The sequence below is a fragment of the Shimia sp. R10_1 genome, assembly GCF_017744095.1.
Taxonomy (GTDB): Bacteria; Pseudomonadota; Alphaproteobacteria; order Rhodobacterales; family Rhodobacteraceae; genus Shimia.
The window spans coordinates 115,633-135,797 of sequence record NZ_JAGHQX010000006.1 but is presented as its reverse complement, the minus strand read 5'-3'; the positions used below and the strand labels follow the sequence as shown (position 1 = coordinate 135,797).

Sequence of the window (20,165 nt, the reverse complement as noted above, 5' to 3'; positions counted from 1 at the left end):
ATGGTCGAGGAGGCTGGGCGCAGGCCGCTATTGGCGGCGGAACGTCACACACCGGAACTGTTGCACGGGTTTCTGGCTGATCTGGAAACCACCCAGACGTCTGCGGAAGTCTGGCAGTTGATCGTGGAGGTGGGGCGCACGCTGAACCTGCCATGTATTGATTTTATCTGTGCCAATAACTTTTCCAACTGGCAGCGTACCCTGTTTATTCGCACGTCTTACGACAGCAGCTGGCTCAATGCGCACAACAATGATCCAGAAGTGTCTAAGTGGAGCTATTTCCGAACGCATGCGATCAACTGCCTGACCCCCATCGCGGTTGGCTTGGAGTTTGCAGATGAATTTCACCATATCCCGCAGCAGCGGTATCAGGTTTTGAAAGAAGCTGCGGAGCATGGGATGCGGGCCGGATTTTCCATTCCTTTGCGTTTGAATGCGCCTCCGCAGGCGGCTTTGATCACCTTCTGTGGAGATCACTCCAAACGCGAGATGCGTCACATCATTCAGACCCATGGATGGGTCCTAAATACTGTCGCAATGATGGGGCATCAGCGGTATCTCGCTCATTTTGCGGCGGAATTCACCCAGCGAAACCAAATTTCTGACAAGCAGCGTGAGCTGTTGGAGATGATCGGCGCGGGGCTGCAAGATAAAATGATTGCACAAAAGCTGGATATTTCTGTTTCTGCGGTGCGGCAACGGATGAAGAACATTCTGGCCAAGACCGGTCTGGCCAATCGCGCAGACTTGGCCGCGCTCGCTATGAGTGCAGGGCTTGTGAAAGATCCGCTGAACCGGATGCACAACGAAGAAGCCGGAATTCTTGTGGAAATGGACGTGCCACCCGGTGCTACACATCGGGTCAGGTACGATTAGTGTTTGATATTAAATGATTTTTTTAGGCCATCGTTGATTTGAAGCCCCCGAAAAAAAGGTGCCTCGGTAAGACCGAGGCACCTACACGTCATAAAAAGACATACACGGATAATATGTGCACGGGTGTGCAATACAACTCTGCACGGGACAGCACAGAGTAGAAGGGGATCAGTAAACTATCACCTCTCGAACCTATTGCCTCAGGGCGCCTGGGGTAGCACCGCGGCGAAACAACAGCTCCCTCCATGGACTATGCTATCGCATTACGTAGCGTGAGTCTGGTGGGGGAAACCTGCTCATCACAGATGAGAGAGCTGTCAATTATGATAGGTATCGCACTTTTGGCTGTCATTTATGGTAGTTTGTGCACGGTGGTACACAAACCAGTTCGAATCGCAGCGACTTAATGCCGCTTGACGAGCACGGAACCCACTGAGTAGCCCGCGCCAAACGAACAAATGACCCCATAGTCCCCAGATTCGAGATCATCAGAGAACTTTGAAAATGCGATGATCGACCCGGCTGAAGAGGTATTGGCGTAGTCTTGTAGAATGTTAGGCTGCTCACCGTTTTCAGGGGTACGCCCCAAGACTTTTTTACCGATGAAATCGTTCATGGATTTGTTGGCCTGATGCAGCCAGAGGCGGCGCAGGTTGTCCGGTGCAATGCCTTCGTCTGCAAGGTGGGCAAGCATGTGAGCGGAGACCATGGGGACCACTTCCTTGAACACTTTGCGGCCGTTTTGCATAAATTGCATGTCGCGACGATCTGCGACGCCATCTGGGCGGGAGCGGCGCAGGAAGCCGTTGTTGTTGCGGATGTTGTTGGAGAATTCCGTGGCACAGCGTGTGGAGATGATCTCAAAGAATGCGCCTTTGGCATCTTCGCTGCGTTCCACGACGGTTGCGGTGGCCACATCGCCAAAGATGAAGTGGCAATCCCGGTCACGCCACTCCAAATGTCCGGTGCAGATTTCCGGGTTCACCACGATGGCCTTGCGTACGGAGCCTGCGCGCACCATATCGGCGGCGGCCTGAAGGCCAAAGGTGGCGGAAGAACAGGCGACATTCATGTCAAAGGCAAAGCCGCCCGCGCCGAGTTCTTTTTGAATTTCGATGGCCACGGCGGGGTAGGCACGCTCCATATTGGAGGCGGCGCAGATCACCAGATCAATTTCTGAGGCGTCAATCTGTGCCTGTGTCAGCGCTTTTTTACAGGCATCGACGGCCATTTCGGTCATCACAGAGGGTTCATCATCCGCGCGTTGGCGCAGCTGGGGGTGCATGACGTCCGGGTTCAGCACGCCCTCTTTGTCGAGCACATGGCGCTGTTTGATGCCGGAAGCTTTGTAGATGAATTCGCTTGAGGAATGCTGCATCGGCTCCATCTCGCCGGCCTCAATGGCGGCCGCGTTCTGCGCGTTCATTTTGTCGGCATAGGCGTTGAAGCTTGCGACCAGCTCATCGTTGGTGATGGTTTGGTCAGGTGTGAACACACCGGTGCCGGTGATGGCTGGCTTGAACATGATGGCCCTCAAGAGTTTCCTGTGCCGCGCAGCTAGCATGGAATTGGGCGCAAAGGTCAAGAGTTTCCCCTTGGTCACTTTGCGCGCTGCGCCCTGATTTTGAAGGGGTGGAGGGCCTCTCGGACCTTCGATCGTTAAGGGCGCAGCTGCTTAGAAGGGGGCGTCGGGGTAAGTGACCCCTGCCAGATAGAGCCCCTGTGGCGGGCAGACTGGCCCGCAGGCGGCGCGGTCGCGGGCCTCAAGTGCGGCGGTCACATCATCCGGGGTCCATGCGCCTGCGCCGACACGCTCCAGCGTGCCGACAAAGCTGCGCACCTGATTGTGCAGAAAGGAGCGCGCCCGCACGTGGAAGTGGATTTCCGGGCCGCCGATTGTTTCCACGCGCTCAACCCGCAGCTCATCGAGGGTTTTCTGCGGGCTTGCTGCCTGACAGATGGAGCTGCGGAAGGTGGTGAAATCATGGTTGCCGATCAGCCGATCCGCCCCGGCCTGCATCGCGGCCACATCCAGATCATGTTTGACCTGCCAGACCAACCCGGCCTCATGCGTGGCGGGGGCGCGGCGCATGAGGATGCGGAAGAGGTAGCGCCGCTCGGTGGCGGAAAACCGGGCGTGCCAGTCGTCATCCACTTTGGCGGCATTCACGATGGCCACAGGGTCTGGCTTTAGCTGAAAATTCAGCGCCTCAGACAGCCGGAAGGGATCCCAGTCTTTTTCCATGTCGCAATGCGCCACCTGTGCCAGGCCATGCACGCCCGCATCGGTGCGGCCTGCGGCGGCGATGGTGTGGTCGCGGCGCTCAAGCTTGGCCAGGGCGGCCTCAATGGCCCCCTGAACAGAGGGTTGATCGGCCTGGCGTTGCCAGCCTGCGAAAGGGGCGCCGTGGTATTCGACTTGGAGGGCATATCTGGGCATGGTCGTCCAGCTACCGCACTTGGGGGGAAATTTGAAGCCATTCTCACCACTGGAAATGCGGGGAGCCGCTGCATAGGTTGGGGCAAACAGGCAAAGGGCCCAAGCTATTGGTTATAAGCACACTTACAGATGGGATCGCGCGGCAGGTTGAAGCGGTGGCCGACGGGGTCAGCAGCGTGTTTGAACCGGTGGTGCGGCTGGGAGTGACCGGGCTTGCGCGCTCTGGCAAGACGGTTTTCATCACATCGCTGGTGGCCAATCTGCTGGATCGTGGGCGTATGCCGCAGTTGGCGGCAGCAGCGGAGGGGCGCATTGAGGCGGCGTTTTTGCAGCCGCAGCCAGATCAGCTGGTGCCGCGGTTTGAGTTTGAGCGTCATCTGGCGCAGATGACGGGGGCACAGCCACAGTGGCCTGAAAGCACGCGGGCGATCAGCGAATTGCGGGTGTCGTTGCGGGTGCGGCCCAATGGATTGCTGGCCGGACTTCAGGGCGCGCGGACGGTGCATCTGGATATTGTGGATTATCCCGGTGAATGGCTGCTTGATCTGGGCCTGATGGACAAGAGTTTTGCGCAGTGGAGTGCGGAGGTTTTGACGCGGATCGCAGGGCGCGAAGAGGCGGCGGAATATCTTGGGCTGCTTTCAGTGACAGAGGGCACGGCGGCGCTGGATGAGCCAAAGGCGCAGGATCTGGCGGCGGCCTTCACTGAATATCTGCAGAGCGCGCGGCAGGCGGGCTATTCCGATTGCGCGCCGGGGCGGTTTTTGCTGCCCGGGGATTTGGCGGGCTCTCCTGTGCTCACATTTGCGCCGCTGCGGGAGGCGGAGAAGCCCGCGCGGGGCAGTCTGTGGCGTGTGTTTGAGAAACGGTTTGAAGCCTATAAGGCGCAGGTGGTGAAGCCGTTTTTTCGCGATCATTTTGCGCGGATCGACCGGCAAGTGGTGCTGGTGGACGCATTGGGTGCGATCCACGCGGGACCACGGGCGCTGGAGGATCTGCGCGGTGGGTTGGCGGACACGCTGACGGCGTTTCGCCCCGGCCGCAATGCCTGGTTGACCCGGCTTTTGGGCGGCAAGCGGGTGGAGAAGATCCTGTTTGCGGCCACCAAGGCGGATCATTTGCATCACAGCCAGCATCCGCAGCTGACAGCGATCATGCAGGCGTTGACACGAGAGGCCGCGAATCGGGCGCAATTTGCAGGCGCGCAGACCGAGGCGCTTTCGCTGGCGTCCTTGCGGGCCACGGTTGAAGAAAGCGTGCCCCATGACGGTGCGACGCTGGACTGTGTGCGCGGGCGATTGCTGGCAGATGGGCGGCAGGCTGCATTTTATCCGGGCACATTGCCGGAGGATCCGACGGTGTTGTTACATGCGGCGAAGACGGGGGCTGCAGCGTGGCTCGATCAGGATTACCAGATCATGCGCTTTGCCCCTGCGGCCAACACATTGCGCCCCGGAGAAGGGCCACCGCACATCCGGCTCGACCGGGCGGCGCAGTTTTTGGTGGGAGATTTGTTGTGAGCAAAGGTCCAGTCCTGATTGATCTGGAAGATCGTCCGGCCCCGGAAGTGGCGGAGGCTGCGCCGGTGCCTGATCTGGCGATTGAGGCGCCAAGCGGGCAGGCGATGCAGGTGGCCGCACGGCTTGCTGCGCGCAAACCTTCGCGGTTGGCGCGCCTGTTCTGGGCGTTGGTGGGGGCGTTCCTTGGCGCTGCTGTATCGGTTGCTGCCTGGGATTTTGCCACCGGATTGGTGGCGCGTTTCCCAGTGTTGGGATGGGCGGTCACCGCTGTTGGGGTGGCGGCGCTGTTGGTGGCACTGCTGATTGTGCTGAAAGAGCTGGCGGGGCTGGCGCGTTTGCGGCGTGTGGATGGGCTGAAGGCGCGTGTGGAGGCGGCGGCGCGGGCCCATGACATGGGGCAGGCGCGCGGCATTGTGGATGAGCTGTTGCGGTTTTATCGCGGGCGGGAGGATCTGGCCTGGGCGCGGGACGATCTGGCGAAACGGCGCGAAGAGGTGCTGGATGCAGATGCGTTGGTCGCGCTGGCGGAGCAGAGTTTGATGACGCCTTTGGACACGGCGGCTCAGCGGGAAGTGGAGGCCGCGGCGCGGCAGGTGGCGGCGGTGACAGCGCTGGTGCCGCTGGCGCTGGCTGATGTGGTGGCGGCGCTGACAGCGAATGTGCGCATGATCCGGCGGATTGCAGAGATATACGGCGGACGGTCTGGCACGCTGGGCAGCTGGCGATTGTTCCGCGCCGTGATGACACATCTGGTGGCGACGGGCGCGGTTGCGGCGGGGGATGATCTGATTGGCACGATGGCGGGTGGTGGCGCGATGGCCAAATTGAGCCGTCGCTTTGGAGAAGGCATTGTGAATGGTGCGCTGACCGCGCGGGTGGGGGTGGCCGCGATGGAGGTCTGTCGCCCGTTGCCCTTTGGCGCTGGGCGAAAGCCGAGCGTGGCGGGGCTTGTGAAGCGGGCGCTGACCGGGCTGTTTGCCAAAGACAGCTGAGCTGGACGTATGATCGGCAGCCCGCTGCGCCATTGGCGTGGCGGGTATATTTACGGAAAGAGCAATGTGAGGTGGCTCAGCGCAGGATTGGGATGCCGCCGGGGCCTTTGGTTTTTTCCACCACACCAGCGCGCAAAGAGCGGCCGATGCGATGGGCTAATTCAGACCAAGCGGCGGCCTGATCCGAGGTCAGCTCGCTGCGCAGGGTCATCTCAAACAGCGCGAGCCAGGTTTCAAACATGCCTGGGCGGACGTTGCCTGCGTCGCGGTGCACTTTCAGCGGATTGCCATCGTAGCTGCGTTCATAAAGGATCGCATTGGCCCAGAAATCCGTCACCTTGGCTTCGTGGCTCGGCCAGTCCGCGACATGCACAGCAAAGACGGGACCAAGTCCGGGATGTTGGCGCACGCTTTCATAGAAGGCGGCGACGACGCGGGCGATTTCAGGGCGGCTTATGTCAAACTTCGGAGGCAGGGGTGCCATTGGGGGATCCTTTTGCCTGTGCGTGCATGGGCTGTGTCTGCCCCACAAGGACGTCTGTGTCCATGCGGCATTTCGTGAGTCTTTTTATAGGGCATGCAGCAAGTGTTTTTCTCAGGAAATGTTGTTGAGTGAATTAGTCAACCAATTGAAAACAAACAAAAATAACCTTGTGTTTAGAATCGTTCTTATATACCTATTGGTGTAGTTCAACTTAGAGATTCGCCAGGGTCTCATCAGCCATCAGGTTCGACACAGCCAGCAGAACGCCAGCCAGTTGTGGATCTGAACAGCAAAAGGAAGACGAAGATGACTGATAAAGCTTGCAACGTATGCGCCTTTTTTGACAACGCCGCAGTAAAAGAGACATCCGCGAAGGAAGCCGGTGGTCTGTGCCGTTTCAGCGCGCCTACTTTCCTGACCGAAGAGGAAATGCACGGTGACGCACATTGGCCAGTTGTGAAGAGCAACGACTGGTGTGGCAGCTTTGAAGGTCAAGCCGCCTGATTTGCCATCCACTCGCGGTTGGCCTGTACAAACGGGCCGCTCAGAGAAAGTGACCAGCGCGCCAGATCACGCGACGCAGCCAGCACCCGGGGCAACCTGTGGGCCAGCCACGCAGCCAGATCCAGCCAGCCAATCACATACGCGGGAAGAGGGGACGCTTTGCGTGCCCTCTTTTTGTTTGGTCGGGGTGAGATTCGCCCACGGCGCGGAATGTTGCGTTGAATGGGCGCCTTGGTCTTATGGCTTTACCCTGTGCTTGCTGCGGCCTATAAGGCGCTCATGACGCAGATAATCGCGATTATTATTCGAATTATCAGCCCGGCGCTCTAACTGATCGAGCCGCCGGGACAAGGCGTATGGAAGACCGCGCCGCCCTTCGACCATTCCGAATACGACCGCCTGAAAAGGACCGGACACATGTGTGCCGATACACCCGAATACAAAGATACGCTGAACCTTCCCAAAACTGATTTTCCAATGCGCGCTGGGCTGCCCAAGCGTGAGCCTGCGTGGCTGGAGCGTTGGGAAAACATTGGCGTGTATGACCGCCTGCGCGAAAAAGAAGGCCGCACGCCGTTCACGCTGCATGACGGCCCGCCCTACGCCAACGGCCACCTGCACATCGGGCACGCGCTGAACAAGACCATCAAGGACATGATCGTCCGCTCCCATCAGATGATGGGCCATGATGCGCGCTATGTGCCGGGCTGGGATTGCCACGGCCTGCCGATCGAGTGGAAGATCGAAGAGCAGTATCGCAAGAAGGGCAAAGACAAAGACGCGGTGGATATTGTCGAGTTCCGTCAGGAATGCCGCAAGTTTGCCGAGGGCTGGATCGACATCCAGCGCGAAGAATTCAAGCGTCTGGGCATCACCGGCAACTGGCCAAACCCCTATATCACCATGGATTACCACGCTGAGGCGGTGATTGCCGATGAGTTCATGAAGTTCCTCATGAACGGCACGCTATATCAGGGCTCCAAACCTGTGATGTGGTCGCCAATCGAGAAAACCGCGCTGGCGGAAGCGGAAGTTGAGTATCACGACAAGGAAAGCTTCACGATCTGGGTGAAGTTTAGAGTGGCAGAGCCAGCCGATCACAAGCTGGCCGGTGCTTATGTGGTGATCTGGACCACAACGCCCTGGACCATCCCGTCCAACAAGGCGGTCGTGTTTGGCAATGACATTGCCTATGGCCTTTATGAAGTGACCGGCACGCCGGAAGAAAGCTGGGCCAAAGTTGGCGACAAGTTCGTGCTGGCCGACAATCTGGCGGGCGACGTGATGGCCCGTGCGCGTCTGGATGACAGCATGTGGACCCGTGTTGGTGACGTGCCGGTCAGCGATCTGGAAGGTGTGGGGCTGGCCCACCCTCTGCATGGGGCCGAAGGTGGCAATGGCGAATGGGATGATCTGCGTGATTTCCGTGCCGCTGAGTTTGTGACCGACACCGAAGGCACCGGCTTTGTACACTGTGCGCCAAGCCACGGTATGGAGGAATTTGAGCTCTACCGTGATCTCGGCATGCTCGAGAGTGTCCTGACCTACAATGTCATGGATGACGGTGGGTTCCGCGCGGATCTGCCGTTCTTTGGTGGCAAATACATCCTGAACCGCAAAGGCGGTGAGGGCGATGCCAACAAAACCATCATCGACAAGCTGGTCGAAGTGGGCGGCCTGCTGGCGCGTGGCAAGATCAAGCACAGCTATCCGCACAGCTGGCGCTCCAAGGCGCCGATCATCTATCGCAACACGCCGCAGTGGTTTGCGAGCGTGGATCGCAAGCTGGATGACGGCATGGGCGAAATGGGCGACAGCATCCGTGAACGTGCGCTGCGCTCCATCGACGAGCTGGTGAAATGGACCCCGCAGAAGGGCCGCAACCGTTTGTATTCCATGATCCAGGATCGCCCGGATTGGGTGTTGTCGCGTCAGCGCGCCTGGGGCGTGCCGCTGACCTGTTTTGTGAAAAAAGGCGCGCTGCCCACCGATGAGGGTTTCTTGCTGCGTGATCCTGAGGTGAACGCCCGCATCAAGGCGGCCTTTGAAGAAGAAGGCGCGGATTGCTGGTATCTTGAGGGCGCGAAAGAGCGCTTCCTCGGCGAAGGCTATAATGCGGATGAGTGGGAGCAGGTGTTTGACGTGCTCGACGTGTGGTTTGACTCTGGCTCCACCCACGCGTTTGTGCTGCGCGACCGTGAGGATGGCACCGAGGACGGGATCGCCGATGTCTACATGGAAGGCACCGACCAGCACCGTGGCTGGTTCCACAGCTCGCTGTTGCAAGCATCTGCCACGCTGGGCCGTGCGCCTTATCGCAATGTGGTGACGCATGGCTTCACGCTGGACGCCAAAGGCAACAAGATGTCCAAATCTCTGGGCAACACCATTGTGCCTGAGAAAGTCGTGCAGCAGTACGGTGCGGATATTCTGCGCCTGTGGGTGGCACAGACCGACTACACCGCGGATCAGCGTATCGGGGATGAGATCTTAAAAGGTGTGGCAGACAGCTATCGCCGTCTGCGCAACACCATGCGCTTTATGCTGGGATCGCTCAGCGATTTCACAGAAGCGGATCGTGTGGACCCGGCGGATATGCCGGAGCTGGAGCGCTGGGTGCTGCATCGTCTTGCGGAGCTCGACCATCAGGTGCGCAAAGGCTATGCGGAGTTCAACTTCCAGGGCGTTGTCTCTGCGGTGTTCAACTTTGCCACTGTGGAGCTGTCTTCCTTCTACTTCGATATCCGCAAGGATGCGCTCTATTGTGATGGCAACACGCTGCGCCGCCGCTCTGCGCGCACTGTGCTCGACATCCTGTTCCACCGCCTGACCACATGGTTGGCCCCGGTGATGGTGTTCACCATGGAAGAGGTCTGGCTGGAACGCTTTGGCGGTGAGGATGCTTCGGTGCATTTGGTGGATTTCCCAGACACCCCTGCGGACTGGATTGATGAGCCACTGGCCGCGAAATGGGCCAAAGTGCGCGAAGTGCGCCGGGTTGTGACCGCCGCGCTTGAGGTGCAGCGGACCAACAAGGTGATTGGCGCGTCCCTGGAAGCGGCCCCGGTTGTGCATGTGCGCGACGCTGAGGTGGTTGAGTCTCTGAAAACCGTTGAGTTTGCGGATGTCTGTATCACCTCTGACATTTCGGTCACCAATGATCCGATGCCGGCAGAGGCCTTCCGCATGCCGGAAGTTGACGGTGTTGGTGTGGTGTTTGAAAAGGCGGTTGGGCAGAAATGTCAGCGCAGCTGGAAGATCCTGCCCGATGTGGGGCAGTACAAATACCCCGGCGTGTGCAAACGCTGTAGCGAAGCCCTTGAAGAAATGGGTTTTGAGATCTGATCGAATGGGGCGCCGGAGACGGCGCCCTTTTTCGTTGTGATTTGTGATTGAAGCGCGCATCGTCGCACCATGTTGCAAATCTCTGTGGATACCCCGACTGGACCAATGACCCTGACCGAAGAGGACGGGGCGATTGTGCGTGCAGAATGGGGCACGGGTGGTGGGGATGATACGTCCCTGCTGAGAGAGGCAGCGGCGCAGTTGGTGGCCTATTTTGAGGACCCTGCGCGCGGCTTTGATGTACCGCTGAGGGTCGAAGCGTCTGAGTTTCAGCAGAAAGTCTGTGAGGCCATGCTGGCCATTCCTTTGGGGGAAACCCGCACCTATGGTGAGTTGTCCAAAGAACTGGGTGTACCGGCGCAAGCGATTGGGCAGGGATGTGGCGGCAATCCGATCCCGGTGATCATTCCATGCCACCGGGTGCTTGGCGCCAATGGACTTGGCGGTTTTTCAGGGCGCGGTGGCGTGGAGACCAAGGTTTGGCTGCTAAAGCATGAGCGCGCTGGTGGGCTGTTGATCTAGGCAGATGGCCCCTGATCAAAGCCGCTCGCGATAGAGCAACTGCTGGGCTGCGCCAGCACAGAGCAGGTAGGCCGAGGTTGCCACAAGCCCCCAGAGCGCCCAGCTTTCCGGGTGGAAATCGACCCACGCCGCCCAGCCTGCAAAAAGCGTCCACGCGAATGCGGTGGGCAGGGAGATCCAGCGCCAGCGTTCGGTGCGCACCGGGTGAATGAATTTGATCGGCAGGAACATGGCCACGGCCAAGACTGTCACAAGTGCGAGGCTGACCCAGAAGTTCGGCTCCACCGCAAATATCACAATCACCAGCATGTTCCAGCATCCGGGGAAGCCAGAGAAGGAATTATCCTTGGTTTTCATGCGGGTGTCGGCGAAGTAGAGCGCCGAAGCGAACGTGATCACGATGATCGCAAACCAGCCGGTCCAGCCATCCATCAGCCCTGATTTGAAGAGCGCGAAGGCGGGAATGAAGACATAGGTCAGATAGTCGATGATCAGATCCAGTAGAACACCATCAAACTCGGGCGCGTTCTTTTTCACATGATAATGGCGGGCCAATGGGCCATCGATGCCATCCACGATGAAGGCCACCACGAGCCAAAGGAACATGAGGCTCCATTTGCTATCAACCGCTGCGAGCATCGCCAGCATGGCGAAAACCGCCCCGGTAGCAGTGAAGAAATGAACGGAGAGCGCGCGTGTGTGAAGTGTCATGTCGTTGTCATGCAGCAAATCGTGGCATTTGGCAACGGTGGAGGGCGCATCCAGTCAGGCAGTTGTGATAGATTTTTTGCTGTGGGTGCCACTTCGTGGTCACTGCGATGAGGGCGGCTTTCTGGGGCGGGTTTTGAGCGCCCGAATTTGGGTCTTTATCAGATCCGGCAGCGCCGTATCTGCGCCGTCTGGTGCCGCGTCCAGCGCGGAGGCCACGTCTTTGGTGAGGATGCCGATTGTGTTGTCCGCTTCCCAGCCGTCGCGCGCGAATTCGATTTCCTCAAATCCCGAGGCGAGCCAGTTTTGGCCGGATGAGGTGTGAATGAGATCAAGCAGGGCGCGCTCCTCGATGCCGCTCTGGTCGGCCCAATCCAGTACAAGGCGGGTCATGGCGGTGTTGGAGGCGGCCAGCAGGTTGTTGAGCACTTTGGCCTGCATGCCTGCGCCAAAGGCGCCCATGTGGTGAAAATGCGCGCCCATGACCTCAAACAGAGACTGATGGCTGGCAATGTCCTGCGGGTCGCCGCCAAGCATGAAAGAAAGCCGGGCCTCTTTGGCGGCAATGGCGGCGCCGGACATGGGCGCATCAATCAGGGTGATGTGTGGTGGGACACGTTCCCGCAGGGCGCGGACATAGCGAGGCGAGAGCGTGGAAGAAATGATCACGGTGGTGAGGTCCGGCGCGGTTGCAATCAGGTTCTGCGCGCCAAAGAGCACATCGTCGGTTTGCTCAATGTCGCGCACCACGGTGATCAAGGTGGTGAGCTGAGCTGCGAAGTCCGGGAGGGGCAGGATATGCGGTGCAAGCGCGCCGAAATCGGAGGGCGGGCGCACGTCAAAGCCTTTGGCGTCAAACCCGGTGGCGCGGAGCGCGGTGAGCATCGGCGCGCCCATGCGGCCACAGCCTGCGATGCCGATGCCGGTTGCGAAATCTGGATTGGTCAAGTTGTAGCCCCCGCCTGCGTGATGCCGACGGGGGCTCACGGGTTTAAGAGAACGCGCGTTTGAGCGCTGGAATGTTTGAGAGCACTATAACGTCAAAGGCGAGCACGGCCAGCAGGGTGGCGCCCACAAGCGGAAAGGCGATGGAGACCAAGACCGCGATCAGGAGTGCCCCTTTCCAGAGCGGCATGTCGCGCGGGGCTGGTGGCGCGGCGAGGCGCAGGGCTTTGCCCGGGCGGCGTTTGACCCACATCACCACGCCCGAAACACAGAGGAAGATCACGGCGAGGCAGAAGAGGGTGTTCAGGATCAGGTTCCAAAGCCCCATGAGCCCCATGTGGAAGGGGATACTGACCGCCATGGATTTGCCGGCGACGGAATAATCGGCAAAGCGCACCTCTGCGAGGATTTTGCCGGTGTATTGATCCACATGCACGGTTACATCGCCCATCGGGTCGGTGCTGTCGCTGCTCATGCTGTCACGGTTGATGGTCCAGACGCCTGTGTCACTGCCCGGATAGGCGACGCGGAAGCGGCCCTCCAGACCCAGCGCGCGCCCCAAAGCCACGAGGCTGTTGATGTCGACCGCTGCGCCTTCGGGTGTGCCGGTGACGCCCATATCGGAGCCGGAAGCAGGCATCGGTGTTTGCTCAAGCGCCCATGGCACGTCGTTCTGGTTGCCGTGGCCTATGGCGGCGTGGGTGCTGTCTGACAGAGGCACGTTGTTCCACTTCTCAGCAGGGAAGGTGGACCACGCTTGGACAAATTTACCGCCCCAGATGCCGGCCCATGCCAGACCGGAGATTAAAAAGATCACCATGAGGGCTGAGATCCAGAAGCCGACAACCGCGTGCAAGCTTTTCCAAAGCGCGCGGCCACGGGCGGCCAGATTTGGCACCAGAACGGAGGTGGCGTTGCCGCGGGGCCACCAGATGTAAAGGCCGGTGAGCACCAGAACGAGACCAAGGCCTGCGGCGATTTCAATCAGGCGATCACCTGTGTCGCCCAGCAGCAGGGAGCCGTGCACGTTGTCGGCAAAGTCATACCAGCCGTTGCGGCGGTCCCAGCTTTGCAGAACGGCGCCGGTGTAGGGATCTACGGCGACAAGCTGTTGGGTGCTGTCTGTTTTGACTCGGAAGACAGCGGCGAGGCTGTCAGTTTTGGGGCCGATGTATTCCATCACAGTGCCGGGGACGGCGTTGGTTGCGGCCGCTGCCTGTTCTGAGATCGAGAGCGCGGTGGCTTGCGGGGTGACGGCGATTTTCTCCCCGTCGCGCCCGTCAAACTGGGTGATGAACATCATCATCATTCCGGTGATGGCGAGCATCATCAGGAAGGGGATCACATAGAGACCCGCATAAAAATGCCAGCGCCATGCGGCGAAATAGAGTTTCTGAGACAGGGTGTTGGGGGCGGCGTCGCCGCTGATGTGGCTGTTGTGAGCCATGAAGATATCTCCTGACGGACCGCAGCCCGTGCAATCGGGGCGGTTTGGATAAAGCTAGGTTTTGAAAGGGTGTCAGGAGAGGGAAGGGGGGCCGCGCGCGTCATAGCGGCGGTGAAAGCCTGCGCTTTCATGGGGGAACCCCTGATGCTGCCAAAGCGCTGTGAGAGCACTTTCAAGGAGCAGAGGGTGTGGGCCATCTGCCACAATCGCGACATCGGCCACAGCTGAGAAGGCGCAGGGACTGCGCTCTTCGCCGGTTTGTTCGTGCAGAGGCACGGGCTCGCCATTGGCATCGACGAGCAATTCGACCATTTCATCCGCTGTACAGAGGATCAGCACCATGTGGCCGTCATCCATGACTTTTGGCATCCACCCTTTGGGAATGGTGGCGGACAGGCCAATCGCCAGAAGCAAGATGAGCGGCACAAGCCGGTGCATGTGTTATTTTAGCCCTGCAATGATGGCACGCAATGTGCCAATACCGTCGCCTTTTTCAGAGCTTGTCAGGACCATTTCAGGATAGGCTGCCGGGTGTTTGGAGAGCTTCTCGCGCACTTGTTTGAACACTTTGGCGCGATCTTTCTCTTTCACTTTATCGGCTTTGGTCATCACCACCTGGAAGGTCACGGCGGAGCTGTCGAGCAGCGACATGATTTCTTCGTCGACATCTTTCACGCCGTGGCGGGTGTCGATCAACACAAATGCACGGCGCAAATTGACGCGGCCTGACAGGTATTGTTTGAGCAGGCGCTGCCATTTCTCAACAACAGGCAGGGGCGCGTTGGCGTAGCCATAGCCCGGAAGGTCCACAAGATAGTGGCTGTCGGTCAAGGTGAAGAAGTTGATTTCCTGTGTGCGGCCCGGCGTGTTGGACGCGCGCGCAAGGCGGGTACGTCCGGTCAGCGCGTTGATCAGGCTGGATTTGCCGACGTTGGAACGGCCCGCGAAACAGACCTCCACACGGTCACCGGCGGGTAGGCCATCCATGGCCACCACACCCTTGAGAAATTCGGAGTTGGCGCCGTTGAACAGTTTGCGACCACGCTCCAGCGCGATCGGCTCTGGATCTTCGACAAAGGGGAAGGGCAGTTGCATCAGAGTAGCTCCGCAGGTGCGCCGATGGCAACGTCACCGGATTTGGTGACAACGCCATAGACGCCAAAATCTTGATACCCCAGAACAGCTTTGAGCGCGCCAAGCGTGTCGGCGTCGCGTTCGCCGGTGTCTGGGTTTGAGGTGGTGGCAAGGCAGCGTGTGATGCGCTCGCGCACCTCGATTTCCGCATCGCCAATCCGCAGGGTTTTGCCAATCCAGTCAAATTCGGCAAAAGCCTCAAAGCCATCGAGCCAGATATTGCCGCGCCAACGCTCTGTGGAGAGCGCATGCCCCAGCTGGGTCTCTACCGCGCGGTGGCTGGCGGTGGTGTGGATCGCGATGGAGGGAAAATCGCTGTCGGTCATGCCAACGTCACCCGCAGGCACCAGTTTGGTGCTGGCGGCGCGCTCTTTGGGCATGATTGGGCGAACCCATTCAATCAGCTTGTCGCCCTGTGTGGCGGGATCAAAGGTCACCTCCCAGAGGTCTGGGTGGTTGAGTGTGATCTTGCCACTGTCTTCATCGACTTTGGCGGTGATCGCCATCAGGGCAGGGGCCCCGGCGGCACGGGAGAAGTTGCGGCAGGAGGCCCATTCTCCGCCCTCCGTTTTGGACCGCTCGTGGGCCACGGCATAGCGGCGATCCCAAGGGAAGGTTTGGCCTGCGACCAAAGAAATGTGACCCACGGACTCGCGTCCGTGGGCCTTGATTGGATGTCTCCAAAGTGCGGCGACTGTGCCCATCACTTTGCGTCCTTTTTTGGCTTCTTCTTGAAGCTGGATTTGATGTTGCCAAACACGTCAGGCTTGTAGCCGTGGTGCCGCATGATCGCGTACTGCTGAATGAAGGTGATCACGTTGTTGGTGATCCAGTAAACCACCAGGCCGGAGGCGAAGCTGCCGAGCATGAACATGAAGACCCATGGCATCCAAGCAAAGATCATTTGCTGTGTTGGATCGGTGGGTGCCGGGTTCAGCTTTTGCTGCAGCCACATGGAGATGCCGAGCAGGATGGGCAGGATGCCGAGGCTGAGGATCTCAAAGAAGCCCAGTTCCGGAATGCCAAACGGCAGCAGGCCAAACAGGTTGAAGATCGAGCTTGGGTCCGGCGCGGACAGGTCGGTGATCCAGCCAAGCCATGGGGCATGGCGCAACTCCAGCGTCACGAAGATCACTTTGTAGAGCGAGAAGAAGATCGGGATCTGAATCAGGATCGGCAGACAGCCGGCCGCTGGGTTGACCTTCTCTTTCTTGTAAAGCTCCATCATGGATTGCTGCATTTTCTGGCGGTCGTCACCGGCCGCCTCTTTCAGCTTTTCCATCTGTGGCTGGAGTTCTTTCATCTTCGCCATGGAGGCATAAGATTTATAGGCCAGCGGGAAGACGATGATTTTCAGGATCACGGTCAGACCGATGATCGCCCAGCCCATGTTGCCGATCTGAACGTTCAGCCAGTGCAGCAGCGCAAAGATCGGCTTGGTCAGGAAGGCAAACCAACCCCAGTCGATGGATTCCACAAACCCCTCAACACCACCTTCGTTTTGGTAGGCGCGGATGGTGGCCCATTCCTTGGCACCCGCAAAGAGCTGGCTGGAAGTGGTTGCGGTTTCGCCCTCGGCCACGGTGAGCGTGCGCATCACCGCTTCGGTCTGGTAGATGTCGCGGTTCGCGTCATATTTGGCGACGGATTTGAAACCCTGACCGGGTGCCGGGATCAGAGTGGCCATCCAGTAGTGGTCGGTGAAGCCCGTCCAGCCGTTGGTCTCAACCTGTGTCACCTCAGCAGGCGCGCCTTCACGCTGATCAAAGGTGAAATCCGTCATGTCGTCATAGTCGATTTCGGCCAGTTCGCCGTCCGCCATGGAGACCATGCCCTCGTGTAGGATGAAGAAGTTCTTCAGATCCTCTGGCTGGCCGTAGCGGGCGAGCACGCCGTAGGGGGCGAGAGAGACAGAGCCTGCACCGGTGTTTTCAACCGATTGATCGATAGAGAACATATAGTTGTCATCCACCGAAATGGTGCGGCGGAAGGTGAGGCCGGCGCCGTTGTCCCAAGAGAGGGTCAAAGGGGCATCTGCGGTCAGGACCTCGCCGCTCTCAACAGACCAGAGGGTGTTGGAGCCGGGAACTTGATCAAGGTTGAGACCTGCGCCGGGCGCCCAGCCATAGAGCGCGTAATAGGCGTTTGGCTCGCCATTCGGAGACAGCAGCGTCACGATGGGGGAGCCGTCGTCCAGCGTTTCGCGGTAGTCGTTGAGTTTCAGATCGTCAATGCGGCCACCCAAAAGGGAAATCGAGCCAGACACGCGATCTGTTGCAATTTCAAGACGTGGCGCATCTGCGGCGTCTGTCGGTTCTGCGTTGGTGGCAGCCGTTGACGCTGTGTCCGCCCCGGAAGTGCTTGGAGCCGCTGCTGGGGTCGATGCATCCGCGCTTTGTTCGGTGATGGCGGGGGCGTTGGGATCCTCCACCGCTTCAGGTGGGGGAAACAGGGTGAACCAGATCAGGATGACGCCAAAGCTGAGCGCCGTCGCGAGGATGAGGTTCTTGTTCTGATCGTCCATTGCCGCAAGCCATCTGTCGTTGAAACGTTGGGGAGGTTCAACAGAGGTGGGGGGCAAAGGTCAAGGGGATTCGACTGTAAACGGTCCAAAGCTGCCGGTTCGTTGCCTGACAGTGCGTGTCTGTCGGGACAATTGGAACAGTGCGCGCGCTTAGGACGGTTTGTTGCCAATCTGCAGGGCGGGGCCGATTTTCTCCTGATGGGCGGTCATCCATTTCAGGGTTTCGTGGAACGGCATGGGGCGCGCGATGCCGTAACCTTGCACATGCGAGCAGCCCAGTTGTGCCAGCATCGCATGTTCGGAGGAGTTCTCGACCCCTTCGGCCAGGGTTTCGAGCCCTAGACGCTCCGCCATGGTCACAATTGCGGCGATCATGCGTTGTTGTTCCTGATCGCGGTCCACATTGGTGACAAAAGAGCGGTCAATCTTGATGCGTTTGACAGGAAGGCGGCGGATTGAAGAGATCGATGCATGGCCGGTGCCAAAATCATCCAGATCGATGGAGCAGCCCAGGGCAGAGATTGCTTCCAGATTGCGCACGACCATATCGTCAGGCGCGCCGGCCACAACGCTTTCCAGCACTTCAATGCCGAGGCGTTCCGGCTGCAATTCGGTGCGGTCAAGTTCCCACTGAATGCGTTCCAAAAGTGTGGGGCTGCGCAGTTCTTCGCCAGCGAAGTTCACGCCCACCGCAGGCACATTGAAGCCCGCGTCATCCCAAGCGCGCAGTGCATCAAGAGACTGGCGCAGCATCAAATCGGCAAGCTGGCTCATCTGCCCGGTTTGTTGAAGCACGTCGAGAAACTGAATAGGCGCAAGAATGCCGCGCTCTGGATGGTCCCAGCGTGCCAGAGCCTCAAACCCGGTCACAAGTCCGGTGTCAGTGGAGACCTGCGGCTGAAACCATGCGCGAATTTGGTCGCGTTGAAGGGTGCGTGCGGCCTCGCTCTGGGTTTTGCGGCGGGAAATCACCTTGCGGCCCATGTCAGTTGAGTAGGCGCGGATGTTTGAAGCCCCGGTCAGCTGCGCCTCGTTCATCGCCATATCGGCGGCTTGCACCATGGCTGATGCGCTTGGGTTGTTAAGCCGCGAGGACAAGCAAAAGCCAACGGAGACGCTTACATAGATGGATGCCATTTGCAGTGGAATGGGTTCTTCCAGCGCGGTCTGGAAACGCGTGGCCATCTGAATGCCGCTTTCCACATCGATATAGGCCACAGGCTCCAGTGCAACGATAAAGGCGGCGTCGCCCGCGCGCGCGACCATATCGCCAGACCGCAGCGCACTCTTCAGACGGTTGGCGACATTGCGCAGCACGTCCTCTGCGGCTTGGTCCCCGTGGTTTTCACGCAGGCGCGCGAAATTGTCGATCTTGATCGAGAAACAGGCGGTGACGCGGCCATCCTGTTGCAGCGTTTCCAGCTTGTCCTGCATCTTGCATTCGATGCCAGCAGAGGTCAGCAGGCCCGTCAGGCCATCAACTTCGTTGGCAGAGCGGCGTTTTGAGCTTTCAGAAAAGGGAGAGAACGCCAAGAAGGGCAGGGGCAGCAAGAAGGCACAGATCAGCAGGCCCAGTTCCCCAAACGCCAGCCAAGACACGAGAGTCACGGCTGGGATCGCAAGCGGAACAGCGCGTCTTAACACCGACTCCTGAGCGAAAAATACCCGAAAAGAGCCGATGAGATGTCCCAGCCTTGACTGCATTTGACGTTCCCTATGCGGTAATAAAACTCGGACTACTCTCATCGATTCTCTTAAGTGATCCGTTAACGCAGCTTAGGAATACTGTCGGAGTTTTGTTCAAATTTTATCGGATCACGCATCAATCCAGCAAAATCGAAGAGGTTCGGATCCATCATATGGCTGGGTCTGATGTTGGTCAGCGCCTTGAACATAACCTGACGCCGCCCCGGGCTATTGGCCTCCCACTGGTCTAGAATTTGTTTTACCTGCTGGCGTTGTAGCCCATCCTGCGAGCCGCAGAGGTCACATGGAATGATCGGATAATTCATGGCATTCGCGAACTTTTCGCAGTCCTCTTCGGCCACATGCGCAAGCGGGCGGTAGACGAACAGATCGCCCTCTTCGTTAACCAATTTAGGGGGCATGGTGGCCAAACGTCCGCCATGAAACAGATTCATGAAGAAGGTTTCGAGAATGTCATCGCGATGGTGCCCCAATACGACGGCACTGCAGCCTTCCTCGCGCGCGATGCGATAGAGATTGCCGCGACGCAGCCTTGAACATAATGCACAGTAGGTACGACCGGCCGGAACTTTGTCTTTCACAATCGAATATGTGTCTTGGTATTCGATGCGGTGGGGCACTTTCATGCGCTCCAGAAACTCTGGCAAAACGGTGGCGGGAAAGCCTGGCTGTCCCTGATCGAGATTGCAGGCCAGAAGTTCGACTGGCAGCAAGCCGCGCCATTGCAACTCGTGCAACACAGCCAACAGGGTATAGGAATCTTTGCCGCCGGAGAGGCATACAAGCCAACGCGTGCCGCGTTCGATCATGCCGTATTGTTCGATTGCCTCGCGGGTTTGCCGTACGATTCGTTTGCGCAACTTCTTGAAACTGGTCGAAGAAGGCGCGCCGTGAAAGAGCGGGTGAATATCATCTAGGTCATCAAGCATGTGCGCCTTATGCGAAGTCTTTTGCAAAGGTCAATCGTCCCCAAAGTTATCCACAGGCGAGTCGTGTGGCGCAAGACGATAATCGAGC

18 protein-coding genes are annotated in these 20,165 nt (G+C 58.9%); 6 read left to right on the top strand and 12 right to left on the bottom strand.

Going from position 1 to position 20,165, the window contains the following annotated elements; translation table 11 throughout:
• Positions 1–876, top strand: a complete 876-nt coding sequence (locus J7413_RS12795) for a LuxR C-terminal-related transcriptional regulator (RefSeq protein ID WP_209098759.1) — start codon at positions 1–3, stop codon at positions 874–876.
• A gap of 403 nt (positions 877–1,279) precedes the next feature.
• On the opposite strand, the gene J7413_RS12790 is transcribed toward J7413_RS12795, so the two are convergent.
• On the bottom strand, positions 1,280–2,401 hold the full coding sequence (locus J7413_RS12790) for a beta-ketoacyl-ACP synthase III (RefSeq protein WP_209098757.1): 1,122 nt from the start codon (positions 2,399–2,401) through the stop codon (positions 1,280–1,282).
• 150 nt (positions 2,402–2,551) lie between these two features.
• Positions 2,552–3,316 (bottom strand): tRNA pseudouridine(38-40) synthase TruA, encoded by a 765-nt coding sequence (truA, locus tag J7413_RS12785; RefSeq protein ID WP_209098755.1) that lies wholly within the window; start codon positions 3,314–3,316, stop codon positions 2,552–2,554.
• 107 nt (positions 3,317–3,423) lie between these two features.
• Between truA and J7413_RS12780 the strand changes: the two genes are divergently transcribed.
• Positions 3,424–4,836 carry a YcjX family protein gene (locus J7413_RS12780; protein ID WP_209098753.1) on the top strand — a complete coding sequence of 471 codons (1,413 nt, stop codon included), beginning with the start codon at positions 3,424–3,426 and terminating at the stop codon, positions 4,834–4,836.
• A complete protein-coding gene (locus J7413_RS12775) occupies positions 4,833–5,828 on the top strand; it encodes a TIGR01620 family protein (RefSeq protein WP_209098751.1) in 996 nt (331 codons plus the stop codon). Before J7413_RS12780 ends, J7413_RS12775 begins: the two co-directional genes overlap by 4 nt.
• A gap of 76 nt (positions 5,829–5,904) precedes the next feature.
• Here J7413_RS12775 and J7413_RS12770 read toward each other — a convergent pair whose 3' ends face one another.
• Positions 5,905–6,312 carry a group III truncated hemoglobin gene (locus tag J7413_RS12770; RefSeq protein WP_209098749.1) on the bottom strand — a complete coding sequence of 136 codons (408 nt, stop codon included), beginning with the start codon at positions 6,310–6,312 and terminating at the stop codon, positions 5,905–5,907.
• Between the two features lie 306 nt (positions 6,313–6,618).
• Between J7413_RS12770 and J7413_RS12765 the strand changes: the two genes are divergently transcribed.
• The 3 genes from J7413_RS12765 to J7413_RS12755 all read left to right on the top strand — a co-directional run bounded on the left by J7413_RS12765 (position 6,619) and on the right by J7413_RS12755 (position 10,683).
• The gene (locus tag J7413_RS12765; protein WP_209098746.1) at positions 6,619–6,816 is read left to right on the top strand and encodes a hypothetical protein; all 198 of its coding nucleotides are present in this window, start codon (positions 6,619–6,621) and stop codon (positions 6,814–6,816) included.
• Positions 6,817–7,233: 417 nt separating this feature from the next.
• The gene (gene ileS / locus J7413_RS12760) at positions 7,234–10,161 is read left to right on the top strand and encodes an isoleucine--tRNA ligase (protein WP_209098744.1); all 2,928 of its coding nucleotides are present in this window, start codon (positions 7,234–7,236) and stop codon (positions 10,159–10,161) included.
• Positions 10,162–10,230: 69 nt separating this feature from the next.
• The gene (locus tag J7413_RS12755; RefSeq protein WP_209098742.1) at positions 10,231–10,683 is read left to right on the top strand and encodes a methylated-DNA--[protein]-cysteine S-methyltransferase; all 453 of its coding nucleotides are present in this window, start codon (positions 10,231–10,233) and stop codon (positions 10,681–10,683) included.
• Between the two features lie 15 nt (positions 10,684–10,698).
• Here J7413_RS12755 and J7413_RS12750 read toward each other — a convergent pair whose 3' ends face one another.
• The 9 genes from J7413_RS12750 to ttcA all read right to left on the bottom strand — a co-directional run bounded on the left by J7413_RS12750 (position 10,699) and on the right by ttcA (position 20,077).
• On the bottom strand, positions 10,699–11,394 hold the full coding sequence (locus tag J7413_RS12750; protein ID WP_209098740.1) for a CDP-alcohol phosphatidyltransferase family protein: 696 nt from the start codon (positions 11,392–11,394) through the stop codon (positions 10,699–10,701).
• Positions 11,395–11,493: 99 nt separating this feature from the next.
• The gene (locus J7413_RS12745; RefSeq protein WP_247743508.1) at positions 11,494–12,339 is read right to left on the bottom strand and encodes an NAD(P)-binding domain-containing protein; all 846 of its coding nucleotides are present in this window, start codon (positions 12,337–12,339) and stop codon (positions 11,494–11,496) included.
• 43 nt (positions 12,340–12,382) lie between these two features.
• Positions 12,383–13,783 (bottom strand): PepSY domain-containing protein, encoded by a 1,401-nt coding sequence (locus tag J7413_RS12740; RefSeq protein ID WP_209098738.1) that lies wholly within the window; start codon positions 13,781–13,783, stop codon positions 12,383–12,385.
• A 72-nt stretch (positions 13,784–13,855) separates the two neighbouring features.
• On the bottom strand, positions 13,856–14,221 hold the full coding sequence (locus tag J7413_RS12735; protein ID WP_209098736.1) for a DUF2946 domain-containing protein: 366 nt from the start codon (positions 14,219–14,221) through the stop codon (positions 13,856–13,858).
• Positions 14,222–14,224: 3 nt separating this feature from the next.
• Complete coding sequence (yihA, locus tag J7413_RS12730) at positions 14,225–14,878, bottom strand: ribosome biogenesis GTP-binding protein YihA/YsxC (RefSeq protein ID WP_209098734.1); 654 nt, start codon at positions 14,876–14,878, stop codon at positions 14,225–14,227.
• A complete protein-coding gene (locus J7413_RS12725) occupies positions 14,878–15,621 on the bottom strand; it encodes an MOSC N-terminal beta barrel domain-containing protein (RefSeq protein ID WP_209098732.1) in 744 nt (247 codons plus the stop codon). The genes yihA and J7413_RS12725 overlap by 1 nt, the downstream gene beginning before the upstream one ends.
• The gene (gene yidC, locus J7413_RS12720; RefSeq protein WP_209098730.1) at positions 15,621–17,441 is read right to left on the bottom strand and encodes a membrane protein insertase YidC; all 1,821 of its coding nucleotides are present in this window, start codon (positions 17,439–17,441) and stop codon (positions 15,621–15,623) included. Before yidC ends, J7413_RS12725 begins: the two co-directional genes overlap by 1 nt.
• A 150-nt stretch (positions 17,442–17,591) precedes the next feature.
• A complete protein-coding gene (locus tag J7413_RS12715) occupies positions 17,592–19,049 on the bottom strand; it encodes a bifunctional diguanylate cyclase/phosphodiesterase (RefSeq protein ID WP_348538750.1) in 1,458 nt (485 codons plus the stop codon).
• Between the two features lie 158 nt (positions 19,050–19,207).
• Positions 19,208–20,077 carry a tRNA 2-thiocytidine(32) synthetase TtcA gene (gene ttcA, locus J7413_RS12710; protein ID WP_209098726.1) on the bottom strand — a complete coding sequence of 290 codons (870 nt, stop codon included), beginning with the start codon at positions 20,075–20,077 and terminating at the stop codon, positions 19,208–19,210.
• Positions 20,078–20,165: the final 88 nt, after the last annotated feature.